Below are 12562 nucleotides of genomic sequence, written 5' to 3'. Positions count from 1 at the left end.
GGTAAATATGGCATTAAAAACGCTGTCGTGGTGTCCGCAACCCGGTTACACAGTGGAAGAAGAACCACGACGAAAAGTGCTGAAGTATGGTAACGGCTATCAGCAACGAATGGAAGATGGAATTAATACGCTACTGCGTAAGTATTCCGTAACCTACAAAATAAAAAACAAAGAATCGGCACAATTCCGCAATTTTATGAAAGAACACGGCGGAGTTCGTGCCTTTTATTTTAAAGATATAGCTCTTGGTGGCGAGTTAGTAAAGGTTGTATGTACTAAATTTCCACGACAAGTGGGAAAAACACACACAATATTTACTTGTGAATTTGAAGAGGTGGTGTAATGCCAAAAGATCTACCGTCAAAAATGGCTCAAGAATTGCCCAAATTGGAACAAGGGGCATTGATTGAGCTATGGGAAATTGATTTACGCCATATTGCCAACAGCAATGGCGATAGCGGTGAACTATATCGATTCCATAATGGTGTAAGTCAAAGCCGTGCGAATATTTGGTGGCAAGGCAATGAATATCAAGCCTACCCGATTAAAGCTGACGGTTTTGAAATTTCAGGCAATGGACCAAGTTCACGCCCTACGCTTACAGTTTCCAACCTGTACGGCATTATTACAGGGATTGCCGCTAATTTCGGGCAAGGTGTGGGCGGTAAAGTCACTCGCCGCTTGGTGTATGCTCAATTCCTTGATGCTCGTAATTTTACAGGTAACAAAAACAGTAAAGCTGATCCGACACAAGAAGAAGTAAGTTACTTCATTATTGAGCAACTTAAAAGCCTTGATGATGAACAAGCGACCTTTGAACTGGCGTCGCCGGCAGAAACCGATAACGCCAAAATTCCGCTACTAATGATTACTTCTGATGTGTGTATTTGGCAATATCGCTCCGCACAATGTGGTTATACCGGTGGACCGGTAGCGGATGAATTTGATAAGCCAACAGCAGATCGTAAAAAAGACAAATGCTCGCACTGTATTCGTGGTTGTAAGTTACGTTTTGGCGAAAATGCAGTGTTACCCTTTGGCGGTTTCCCTAGTACTACACAATACGGAAATTAAAATGCAAATTGATGACCGATTAAAAAAAGAAATTCTAGATCACGCCAAACAATGTGAACCGCAAGAGTCTTGCGGTTTTGTTGTTTTAGAGCAAGGAGAATTAGTGTTCTACCCTTGCCCAAATATAGCTGATGATCCTGAACATTTTTTTGAGATTGATTATGAAGAATGGGTTATGACATCAGAACTCGGAGAGATTATAGCCCTAGTCCATTCTCACCCTGATTCAGTGCTGGAAAAAGGCTTGCCATACTTATCAATAGCAGATCGTCGATGCCAAGTTCGTACACAATTAGATTTTTGGCTGGTAGTAGATAACGATATTAAACAGTTCCGTCCTATTGAACCGCTGATTGGTCGTCAATTTGAAAACAATAAACAGGACTGCAGAAATATCATTCTTGATTGTTATATGTTGGCTGGTATTGAATTACCCGAACAATCTACTTACGAATTTGAATGGTTTGAACATTCTAATTTGTATGAAGAAGGCTTGGCTCGTTGCGGATTTGAAAAAATTCCTTTTGATGAAGAACCTCAGCTTGGTGATGTCATTTTAATTCAGGTAGGGGCAGAGGTAGGCAATCACGCTGGTGTTTATCTTGGTAACCAGATGATGATTCATCACAGTGAAGGGCGATTATCAGCACGAGTACCTTATGACGGCTTTTGGCTTAAATCCACACATTCAATTTGGAGACATTCACAATGGCAAAAATTACATTTTATGGCGATCTTAAACGATTTAGCGATCAGCCGTTCGAGCTTGAAGTAAGTAACTTCCGTGAATTAATGAGTGGGCTACTTACGCAAATTAAAGGTTTGCGTGAACATTTACGCAATGGTTATTACAAAGTACGGATTGGCAAGAATTATCTAAACAATGAGCAACTACAAACTAACCCAATGATTGCTCTTGATGACAATTCTTCCATTCATTTCACACCTGTGATTGCCGGAGCTGGTAAAGCCGCAGGTATTATTCAAGCGGTGGTTGGTGTTGTTCTGATTGCTGTAGCGTGGTGGAACCCATTAGGCTGGTCGGCAGGTGCTGCAATGATGGCTGGTGCTATGGGTGCTTCACTTGCGATGTCGGGGGCAATTTCCCTTTTAACTCGAACACCTGAAATGAGCTCAGGTGTTAGCGAAAGTGAGAAAAAACAAAGCACATCATTTAGTAATATCCGAAATTTAACCCCACAAGGCAGACCGATTCCTTTACTTTACGGCAAGATGATGACAAGCCTTGTCTTGATTTCACAAGGGATTGAAACCTTTGATGATGTTGAAACATTAAATAATTAGCAAAATTCTGAATAAATTTGACCGCTTGTAAGCATTGTTTACAGGCGGTTTTCTGTTTTTAAGAGGTATGTATGGGCGGTAAAAAACAAGGTTCAGCACGCACACCACACGAAGCACCTGATAGTCTTAAATCAGCACAGCGATTACGTGCGATTGGCTTGATTTCATTAGGTCCGATTAAAGGGCCGGTAAACAAATGGAAATCAACCTATTTTGACAATACGCCAATTCAAAATGAAAATGGTATTGATGATAACGATGAAGCCAGTTTCAACTTTAAAAATACCGAGGTGTCATTCACATTAGGAACACAAGACCAATCCCCATTGCAAGGCTTTGAAATGTCGGAACGTGAAGTATCGGTTAGCACCGAAGTGAAATACACCACGCCAATTACTCGAACCGTTACCGATCCTGATGTTACTCGTTTGCGTGTAACTTTGGGCGTAAATGCTCTCTATGAGCAGAACGATCAGGGCGATACTAACGGCACATCGGTTTGGTTCCGTATTTTAATTAACGGCTTGCCACGTGCGACCTATGAAATTAACGGTAAATCATCATCACGCTTCTATCGTAGCTATATTATTGATAATTTACCGGAACGCCCTTTTACTATTACCGTGGAACGAACAACCACCGATTCAAAAAGCCAACGCTTACAAAATGCGACGAACTGGGTCAGCTATACAGAGATCATTGACACTAAATTGTCTTATCCAAATATGGCATTGGTTGGCATTAAAACTGATTCACGTTACAACCCCAACTTCCCAAATGTGAATTTCTTGCTTTATGGGCGTTTGGTTAAAGTGCCAAGCACTTACGAGCCTGAAACTCGCACCTACTCGACCGCACTTTGGAAAGGCGACTGGAAACAAGCGTGGACAAATAACCCTGCGTGGGTGTTTTACGATTTAGTAACCGACCCTTTGGCTGGCTTAGGGAAACGTGTGGGCGATTATGGCTTAGATAAATTCCAGCTCTACCAAATTGCCAAATACTGCGACGAGTTGGTTGATGACGGCTACGGTGGCAAAGAACCACGAATGACAGCTAATTTATGGCTGACCGATCAACGTTCTGCCTATGACGTGCTTTCTGATATGGCATCAGTATTTCGTTCCATTGCCGTATGGAACGGTACGCAATTCACTGCGATTCAAGACCGTACAACCGATCCCGTTTGTACTTATAGCCAAGCAAATGTTATCGATGGTAAATTCTCTCGTCAGTATGCAGCAATGAAGTCCATTTATACCGCTGCAGAAGTTGAGTATGCCGATGAACGCAATATGTATCAAAAGGCGGTGGAATATGTCGCTGATGATTTAATGATCGAGCGTTACGGCTACAATGTCAGGAAAATGACCGCTTACGCCACAACAAGTCGTGGGCAAGCCCACCGTTGGGGTAAATGGGTTTTAGCCACTTCACTACTAGAACAATGTACCATTACATTTAGTGTTGGTCGCCAAGGCTTATTACATTTACCTGGGGATATTATCGAAGTCGCTGATAACGATTACGCAGGCAAAACGCTTGGCGGTCGTGTTGTAGCAGTTAATGGTAAAGTGGTTACGCTTGATCAGCCGATTGAAATTTCAGGTAATAGCTATTTGAGCTACCTCAATGATGAAATGAAAGTCGTAAAAGTGGCAATTTCTAGCGTAGATAGCAAAAATAAAGCCGTAGTTACATTGGCAACAGTTCCAACAGGGCTTGAGCCAATGGATGATTGGGTACTAAAAACACCAACCGTTTCTACTCAGCTTTATAGAGCGATTGGTATTACAGAAAATGACGACGGCAGTTATACCATTACCGCTCTCCAACACGAACCGCAAAAAGAGTCGATTGTTGATGGTAGTGCGAGTTTCATTCCTGTTGTGACAACAGCTCATACCGGTGGTGCTCAGAAAGTAGCAAATGCGGAAGCAAGCATTAACGAAAACGGTGTGAAATTAACGTGGGAAACGCCATCATCTAATAGCATTGTAAAATATGAAGTTCGCCTATATCGCAATGGCGTTCTTTACCAAACCTATTTAGATTTGGAAACCACCGAGCTTACTTTTGATGATTTACCGGATGGTAGTTATGTTGCAGAAATTCGCTCTAAAAATGCTAATGGTCAATTATCTGATCCTGTTACTCGTGCGTTTGAAATCAATCTTACGATCAACCGTTTAACCACAAAATCACTTTATTTCTCTATTCAATTAGACTGGGATCTACCAAAAACGGCAACCGTAGGTAATTACACCGAAATTTGGCGTAGTGTAGATAATAATATCAGCAATGCTAAAAAAATTGCTGCATTACCATATCCGCAAAATAGCTACATTCTCAATGGCATTGATTTAAACGAAAGTTATTATTTCTTTGTTCGTTGTGGAGATAAAGCAGGGAATAAAGGGCAATTTACAGAAGGCGTATTTGGCGAAGCAGATCATAACCCTGACACTTTGCTAAATGTGTTAGAAGGTCAAATTACTCGTAGCCAGTTAGGTTCAGATTTGATTGCTTCATTGCAGCAAGATATTGATACAGCTGTGGCTGGCGAAGCTGGGTTAAGACAGTCCGCTGTTGCTAATGCAGTTTCGCAAATTATGGCGGAATCACAAGCTCGTGCGAAAGCTATTCAGGACGAGGCTAATAATCGCACCAAAGCAATTCAATCAGAAAGTGTAAATTTAACGAAAAGAATTCAAGCAGAAGCAACCGCTCGTGGGGCTGCTGTTACACAGTTACAAAATGTTGATGCTCAACAAGCACAACTGATTTCTGCTGTCACAGCAAAAGCTAATAATGCTCTATCAGGCTTGGAAGAAGAAAGAACCGCCCGAGCAAACGGCGATAAAGCTGAAGCTCAAGCACGTGAAGCATTAACAGCAAGAATGGGAGCAGCTGAAAGCAATATCGTAACTATTCAACGTACGGTAGCAAATAATGCCCAAAGCATTAGTGAAGTCAGTCAGAATTTAAATGCTAAGATTGATAATATTAATATCGGAGGTCGGAATTTATTAAGAGACAGCGAGTTCAATGCGTACAATAAATGGGGTAGCCCACAAATTGAATTTGCTGAAAATGCAAATCGCCGAACTATCAAAGTAACCTCAACAGGTACTAACGGTCCTGTTGGTATTTGTTCAGTTAATCGTCATTGCACCTCTTATTTCCAACAAGGTGAAACTTATACTCTATCATTTTTTGCTAGAGGGAATAGACCATTAGACTATCTCTATCTAATGCGTCAAGATGGGAATAACGTTAGATTACCAGTGATTAACGTTGCCTCTGAAACAGAGTTCAATTATTACAAACTCACGTTCAAGGCTCCTTTTACCACGCAACAAGGTTATGTCTTAATCGGTTTTCGGCAAACCAGCACAGAGCAGTTTGTTGAGTTTCACAGCGTAAAACTTGAAAAAGGCAACGTAGCCACAGATTGGACACCAGCACCGGAAGATGTGGACAGTGCGGTTAGTGCTGTTTCGGCTGATTTAACGAGTTATAAACAAACTCAAGCGGCTACCGATTCAGCACAAGCACAGCAACTTAATCAGTTATCTGTGAACTTGACCAAAGCAGAGACTAATTTCAACGCCAAAATCACGGAAGAAAAAAAAGCTCGTGTTGATGCAGATAAAGCGAATGCAGAGAGGCTCACAGACATAACAAGCCGTGTTGCAAATGCGGAATCAAATATTACCAATTTCCAATCAACCAAAGCGAATAAAAGTGAGGTGGCGAGCCTTGCACAAAGTTCGTTGCAGGCAGTTTGGAAGGCAGATACACAATCAGCGATTGGCGAGTTGGCTGTCGGTGGAAGAAATTTATTATTAAAATCCAACGCAACAAACTTAATCAATTTTGTTAGATCATCTCAAGATGTATTAGATAACACTGATTTCAAAACTCCAGTAGTACGAATCAACTGTATACAAGATAGTTGGTTTGGTCGAAAAACAGCGATTACATCGGGAAAATTGCTTGCTGGTAAATACACTCTATCGTTTAAGTATCGCACCAACGCTACAATTAATAATACTTTTATTGGTTATGGAGGCAATCAGCGCAGACGGCTTATCACATCAAATGTTGTCGGTAATGAGACATGGCAAACTTGCAAGCTCACATTTGAGACAACCGAGGATTACCCTGATATATTTATCATTATTGGTGGTTATGGTAAGGCGGATGTAAGTTATATTGAATTTGCCGAGCTGAAACTAGAGAAAGGCGCTATCGCTACAGACTGGACACCTGCTCCCGAGGATATTGAAAGTTCGATTGAAGCTGGAAAAGCCTTAATTTCACAAGTGAGCAATGCAGTTGCGGATGTGAATGGCAAATTATCAGCAACTCACACACTTAAAACACAAGTAATTAGCGGTGGTCGCACAGCAATTGCTGGGATTGCGTTAGGTGCAACATCAGACAACAAAACAGCTGAAAGCTCAGTCATTGTTATGGCGGATAAGTTTGGTGTTGTAGCAAATGCTAATGATGGTAACGTTAAACCATTATTTTCTGTAGCAAATGATCTAGTTGGCATTCGTGGCGATATGATTGCTGACGGGTCAATTCTTGGTGAGAAAATTAGAGCTAACTCGACATTATCTGCTCCTAATATTAACGGTGGAAACATATCAGGTACGAATATCAGAGGTACAACCATTAACGGTGGTACTATCACAGGTACAGCTGTAAGTGGCGGTACAGTAACCGGTGCGATAGTTAGTGGTGGTACAGTTAAAGGTAGTCGTATCGAAGGTGGTGTAATTAGTGGCTCCACTATTCTTGGGGATATTGTGAAAGCCGTTATTCTAACTAAAAAAGGGAATAACTTTGAAGGTACTGTACCAGCAAGTGAGATTTCCTCTCGTACTGTAGTTATTCCATCAATCAGTTTTAACGCAAATAGTGGTGAAACAAGTACGGTCACTATATATATCGATGGGATAAAAGTAGCTGAATCAAGTGTTTCAGGAATAAGGAAAGAAATACCAATTATGGCAACTATTGCTCCCACAGAGATTAGGGGAAGTGTATCAGTATCAGTTTCTGGTGATGTCGGGGGCGATTTATCTGGGCAAGTCAGTGGCTCAGTTTCTGGTCAAGCTAGTGGTATGGTTTCAGGACAAGCTAGTGGCACTGTTTCTGGTAATGTAAATGGGTTTGTCAATGGGGGGTATGTTAGTGGACAGGTTTCAGGTATGGCATCAGGCCATCTATCTGGAACGGCTTCAGGCTCTTTATCTGGGCAAGTAAGTGGCGCGGCTAGAGGCAGAGCAACAGGGAGAGTTACTGGCACAGCTACTGGCTTTGCGACAGGAACAACACCGATGACAAATATTAGAACATCCTTTATGCTAGAAGTGCCTACATCAGGGAGTATCTCGGGTTACAAACAGATCACAGGTAAAAGTGTTATTATAAAGGTAACAGCAAATAATGCTACTGCACTAGGAGGACAAAACTCTTTAGTTGCATTAGTCGCATAGCTCAATGGCTCAAGTAGAAATACTTGGGCTTTTTTATTATCAATACAAAAGGAAAACATTATGAAATTCATCGAAAAACAAACAGAATGCCAACGTACAGGTGCATTATCAAATCATCACGTGGTAACAGGCTTACAAGTGGACTATGTGAATAATAGTACTTTTATCACAATGGCTTCGTATGTATCCAAACAGAAAAAAGATGAGGGTAAGGAATCGCTATCGGTAAATACCTTCACTATTTCGGCTGTTCCATCTTGGGGTCAAATACCGTACGAGTGGGCTTTATCTGAATTAGTCAAAGCACAGCCAGAAGATTTTGTACCTGAGACCTATAGCGGTTATGTAAACCCATATATGTTTGCTGGAGGTAAGGTTAAAGAAATGATAGAAACTAAATAAAACATTACTGTATGGGGCTGAAAATGCCCCTGAAAATTTAGGAAGAGAAAAATAGAATTGAGGGAGATTGATTTTGTGACTAATTTGTGACTAAATTACACCAATTTATATCAAAAAGATGCAAATATACACAGTACTTTAGATTGGGATTGCTCTATAAGTCTTTGTTTATATTAAATATTTTAATTGCATCTATTTTTAATTAACGGGCTTCTAAGGCGTGGGTCAAAGGTTCGAATCCTTTAGGGCGTGCCATTAAATTCTTTTAAATTCAAATACTTACACAGCCTTAAAAACTCACGCTAAAGAACTATTTTCTGTATTGTGACAAAATTGTGCCAAAGTAAAGTTTACTGGTTCAAACAAAAAAGCCATCTAGCTCTATCTCACTAAATGGCTTTATTTTATCTTTTATTAAGCTGCAAAAGGATCACGCAAAATCATCGTTTCGACACGATCCGGACCTGTAGAAAGAATATCTACCGGCACACCGACCAGCTCTTCGATACGTTTAATGTAATCTAATGCGGCTTGTGGTAAATCTTCACGTTTTGTCACACGGAAAGTATTTTCAGACCAACCCGGCATTGTTTCATAAATTGGTTCAACACCTTCCCAGTCTTTTGCTGCAAGAGGGGCATATTCGACAATTTTTCCGTTTGGCATTTTGTAGGCAACGCAGATTTTTAGCTCTTTGAATCCGTCTAAAACATCGAGTTTAGTCATACAGAAGCCTGAAATGGAGTTGATTTGCACTGCTCGGCGAACGGCTACGGCATCAAACCAGCCACAACGGCGAGGGCGACCGGTTACCGCTCCGAACTCATTACCTTTGCGAGCAATTTCAGCACCTACATCGTCAAATAGTTCGGTGGTGAACGGTCCACTACCTACACGGGTACAGTAGGCTTTGATAATCCCTAATACATAATCTAAATGACGAGGACCGTAGCCTGATCCGGTTGCCACACCGCCTGCTGTCGTATTCGAGCTGGTTACGAACGGGTAAGTACCGTGGTCGATATCTAACATCGTGCCTTGAGCCCCTTCAAATAAAATATTGTCGCCGTTTTCACGTGCTTCGTGAAGTAAAGTTGTCACATCGGCAACCATTCCGGTAATCACATCCGCAATCGCAAACACATCATCTAAGGTTTTTTGATAATCTACCGCTTCAACTTTGTAATAATTGACTAATTGGAAGTTGTAGTAATCTAAAATATCTTTTAATTTTGCGGCAAAATGTTCTTTGTCGAATAAATCGCTGACACGTAAACCACGGCGAGCGACTTTATCTTCATAAGCTGGGCCAATACCACGTCCTGTTGTACCGATTTTGTTTTTACCAAGTGCCGCTTCTCGAGCGTGATCCATCGCAACGTGATAAGGCAGAATTAACGGGCAAGCTTCAGAAATTTTTAAACGCTCACGCACATTAATGCCTCGTTCTTCTAGCTCCCCCATCTCTTTCATTAATGCCTCTGGAGAAAGCACTACACCATTACCGATTAAACAAGTCACGTTATCACGCAAAATACCCGATGGAATTAAACGCAGAACGGTTTTTTCACCATTAATGATTAAGGTATGCCCTGCATTATGTCCACCTTGATAACGTACTACATATTTCACACGATCTGTTAATAAATCAACAATTTTGCCTTTTCCCTCATCGCCCCACTGAGCGCCAAGAATAGCAACACTTTTACCCATAGAAATGCCTCTTTTAGTTAGGATGAATAACGAAACCCATTATAACTTCATATCGCAAGCGGTCAATTTTTTCAAATTTTTTGCAAAAAATCAGCCAAAATTGACCGCTTGCTATGATCAGAATAGGGACGAAAATTAAAAACCCGATACAAGATCGGGTTTTATAGATACAATTATTTTGTCGGTGCTTGCATAAAGCGTAAGAATTCGCTGTTTGGCTTTAATAACATCATATTATTTTGACCTTCGGCAAAGCTATCTTCATAGGCTTTTAAACTACGAATAAAACTGTAAAATTCCGGCTCGTTACCAAATTTCTCTGAATAGAGTTTTGCAGCTTGAGCATCACCTTCACCTCGCAAGGCTTGAGCAGTTTTGTTCGCATTTGCCAAAATCAGCACCACTTTTTTATCCACTTCGGCACGAATTACCTCTGCTTTCTCATTACCTTGTGAGCGGTGTTCACGAGCCACCGCATCACGCTCGGCACGCATACGTTGGTAAATTGAAGAAGAAACTTCATTTGGTAAGTTGATTTGCTTCACTCGCACATCAACTACTTCAATTCCTAAACGCTCTGCTCCATCTTCACCGGCATTCAGCGCTTTTTGGGCTCCTGCCATTAACTCACCACGAGAGCCGGATACAATATCTTTAATGGTTCGAGAACCAATCTCGGAACGCAGACGATCCCCTACCTTACGGCGTAATAAATCCGCCGCTTTTTGGTAATCCCCCCCAGTAGAGGTATAAAATTGGCCAAAATCACTGATTCGCCATTTTACATAGGAGTCCACTAATAAATCTTTTTTCTCGACTGTTACAAAACGGTCTTCTTGCCCATCTAGAGTTTGAATACGAGCATCTAATACCTTTAAACTATCGATAAATGGTACTTTAAAGTGAATCCCCGGTTCATATACCACCACTTTTTGATCGCTATCACGATGAACTTTGTTAAAACGTAACATAATGCCACGCTCGCCCTCGTTTACAATGGTGATTGCCTGTAGCACAACAAAAGCAACTACAGCAAGTATAGGTACTAATAATCTACGCATGATTAAAATCTCCCCTTACGAGTTGGTTCTTGTTGTTCTGCTTGTTGCGGCTGAATTTGTGTTCTTGGCTGTACTTGTGGCTGAACAACTTGTGGTGTAACTACTTGTGCCGCCGCAGGCTGCTCCGCTTTTATTACCGATGAAGAATTCATTAGCTTATCGAAAGGCAATACATTCAAATTATTACCACTTGAATCCATCACCACTTTCGGCGTATTTTTCATGACTTTTTCCATTGTCTGGATATATAAACGTTCACGAGTCAGCTCTGGAGAGGCTTTATATTCAGGTAATAATTGACTCAAACGCTCCACTTCCCCTTTCGCATTTAACACAACTGCTTCTTTGTAAGCTTGAGCTTGCTCAATCGTACGCTGTGCCTGGCCACGTGCAATCGGCTCTTCACCTCTTGCATAGGCTTCCGCTTCACGAATTAAGCGTTGCTCATCTTCTTGTGCTTTGATTGCATCATCAAAGGCAGCTTTCACCTCTTCAGGCGGTCGTGCATATTGGAAGTTTACGTCTGTTACCAATAACCCCATATCATAAGTTTTGATAATATCACGCAATGTGGACCACGTTCTTTCGCGTACGGTTGCACGCCCAGTAGTTAAAATTTCGTCCATCGTCATATGACCAATCACATAACGCAATGCACTATCTGTAGCTTGTTTTAAGCTGTCATCAGGATTGCTTACACTAAACAAATATTTAGCCGGATCTTCCACACGATATTGAACCGTCATTTCCACCTGCACCATATTTTCATCTTGTGTCAGCATTGAACCGCTTGTATTAAGCTCTGACACACGTTCCACATTTACTCTGGTGACAGAATCAATAAAAGTCGGCTTCCAGTTCAACCCAGGCATTACGATACTATCGAGTTTCCCTAAACGAGTAACTACTCCACGCTCAGCCTCTTGTACAGTATAAAAACCGGAACCAGCCCAAACGATTGCAGCAAGACCTAAAACAACAGGTAGGAATTTCCCTAAGCTTGCAGTAGGTTGATTTGAACTATTATTAGACCCTTTTCCACCACCCATTTTTTTTAATAAACTGCTAAATACTTCTTCTAAATCAGGGGGCTGTTGTTCATTCTGTTGATTATTGGCCGGCTCTTGTTGTGAACCCTGTTCTTGTTGCTCAGGCTTTGGCTCAGCTTTTTTCTGCCCCGGTTTACCCCAAGGATCTTGCTGATTGCCTGATTCATTCCACGACATAAATATCTCCAAAATAAAATCGAATCGCACTTTAAAGCTTAGAATGCAAGTTAGTGATTGTACCTATTTAGTAAGCTTTTGACTAGGTTTATCTGAAACAAGCGGTCTTTTTTCACTATTTATTTGCAAAAAAATAGGGCGATAAATTCGCCCTAGTATTGCTCTTAAAATTAGGGGCTGTCCTAGATAACTAACCTAAACTACCCTTAACCAATTGTTTTAAAAAGGATATTTGAGATTTTAAGTCACTGTGATTAAAACGCCATTC

Annotated in this window: 9 protein-coding genes and 1 pseudogene; 6 read left to right on the top strand and 4 right to left on the bottom strand. The window is 41.1% G+C overall.

All coding sequences use genetic code 11. From position 1 onward, the window contains the following. Positions 1-7: 7 nt before the first annotated feature. The 6 genes from EDC41_RS10385 (at position 8) to EDC41_RS10360 (ending at position 8294) form a co-directional block, all read left to right on the top strand. Positions 8-343 carry a phage tail protein gene (locus EDC41_RS10385; protein ID WP_032844556.1) on the top strand — a complete coding sequence of 112 codons (336 nt, stop codon included), beginning with the start codon at positions 8-10 and terminating at the stop codon, positions 341-343. Beyond that, a complete protein-coding gene (locus tag EDC41_RS10380; RefSeq protein WP_006251685.1) occupies positions 343-1074 on the top strand; it encodes a phage minor tail protein L in 732 nt (243 codons plus the stop codon). The genes EDC41_RS10385 and EDC41_RS10380 overlap by 1 nt, the downstream gene beginning before the upstream one ends. A 1-nt stretch (position 1075) precedes the next feature. Continuing rightward, entirely contained in the window at positions 1076-1849 is a 774-nt protein-coding gene (locus EDC41_RS10375) for a C40 family peptidase (protein ID WP_006251684.1), read from the top strand. 17 nt (positions 1850-1866) lie between these two features. Then, positions 1867-2379: a tail assembly protein gene (locus EDC41_RS10370; RefSeq protein WP_006251683.1), complete on the top strand. Its 513-nt coding sequence runs from the start codon at positions 1867-1869 to the stop codon at positions 2377-2379. 71 nt (positions 2380-2450) lie between these two features. Further along, entirely contained in the window at positions 2451-7892 is a 5442-nt protein-coding gene (gene gpJ / locus EDC41_RS10365; RefSeq protein WP_006252742.1) for a TipJ family phage tail tip protein, read from the top strand. A gap of 60 nt (positions 7893-7952) precedes the next feature. Continuing rightward, positions 7953-8294 carry a hypothetical protein gene (locus EDC41_RS10360; RefSeq protein WP_006251659.1) on the top strand — a complete coding sequence of 114 codons (342 nt, stop codon included), beginning with the start codon at positions 7953-7955 and terminating at the stop codon, positions 8292-8294. Between the two features lie 414 nt (positions 8295-8708). On the opposite strand, the gene purA is transcribed toward EDC41_RS10360, so the two are convergent. The 4 genes and pseudogenes from purA to EDC41_RS10340 form a co-directional block, all read right to left on the bottom strand. Beyond that, entirely contained in the window at positions 8709-10007 is a 1299-nt protein-coding gene (gene purA / locus EDC41_RS10355) for an adenylosuccinate synthase (protein ID WP_006250049.1), read from the bottom strand. A 173-nt stretch (positions 10008-10180) separates the two neighbouring features. Beyond that, positions 10181-11068, bottom strand: coding sequence for a protease modulator HflC (gene hflC, locus EDC41_RS10350; protein ID WP_006250047.1), 888 nt, complete (start codon positions 11066-11068; stop codon positions 10181-10183). 2 nt (positions 11069-11070) lie between these two features. After that, positions 11071-12294: an FtsH protease activity modulator HflK gene (hflK, locus tag EDC41_RS10345; RefSeq protein ID WP_006251657.1), complete on the bottom strand. Its 1224-nt coding sequence runs from the start codon at positions 12292-12294 to the stop codon at positions 11071-11073. Positions 12295-12484: 190 nt separating this feature from the next. Next, positions 12485-12562, bottom strand: a pseudogene (locus tag EDC41_RS10340) (IS1595 family transposase); the annotation flags it as partial.

Origin of the sequence: Mannheimia haemolytica, assembly GCF_004342115.1 — a bacterium.
GTDB classification, from domain to species: Bacteria; Pseudomonadota; Gammaproteobacteria; order Enterobacterales; family Pasteurellaceae; genus Mannheimia; species Mannheimia haemolytica.
This window is presented reverse-complemented; position numbering and strand designations above follow the sequence as displayed.

What these genes read in the sequence shown, in the direction of transcription:
- EDC41_RS10360 (WP_006251659.1), top strand. Translation starts at nt 7,953, where the DNA reads ATGAAATTCATCGAAAAACAAACAGAATGCCAACGTACAGGTGCATTA.
- hflC (WP_006250047.1), bottom strand. Translation starts at nt 11,068, where the DNA reads ATGCGTAGATTATTAGTACCTATACTTGCTGTAGTTGCTTTTGTTGTG.
- EDC41_RS10370 (WP_006251683.1), top strand. Translation starts at nt 1,867, where the DNA reads ATGAGTGGGCTACTTACGCAAATTAAAGGTTTGCGTGAACATTTACGC.
- purA (WP_006250049.1), bottom strand. Translation starts at nt 10,007, where the DNA reads ATGGGTAAAAGTGTTGCTATTCTTGGCGCTCAGTGGGGCGATGAGGGA.
- hflK (WP_006251657.1), bottom strand. Translation starts at nt 12,294, where the DNA reads ATGTCGTGGAATGAATCAGGCAATCAGCAAGATCCTTGGGGTAAACCG.
- EDC41_RS10375 (WP_006251684.1), top strand. Translation starts at nt 1,076, where the DNA reads ATGCAAATTGATGACCGATTAAAAAAAGAAATTCTAGATCACGCCAAA.
- EDC41_RS10380 (WP_006251685.1), top strand. Translation starts at nt 343, where the DNA reads ATGCCAAAAGATCTACCGTCAAAAATGGCTCAAGAATTGCCCAAATTG.
- EDC41_RS10385 (WP_032844556.1), top strand. Translation starts at nt 8, where the DNA reads ATGGCATTAAAAACGCTGTCGTGGTGTCCGCAACCCGGTTACACAGTG.
- gpJ (WP_006252742.1), top strand. Translation starts at nt 2,451, where the DNA reads ATGGGCGGTAAAAAACAAGGTTCAGCACGCACACCACACGAAGCACCT.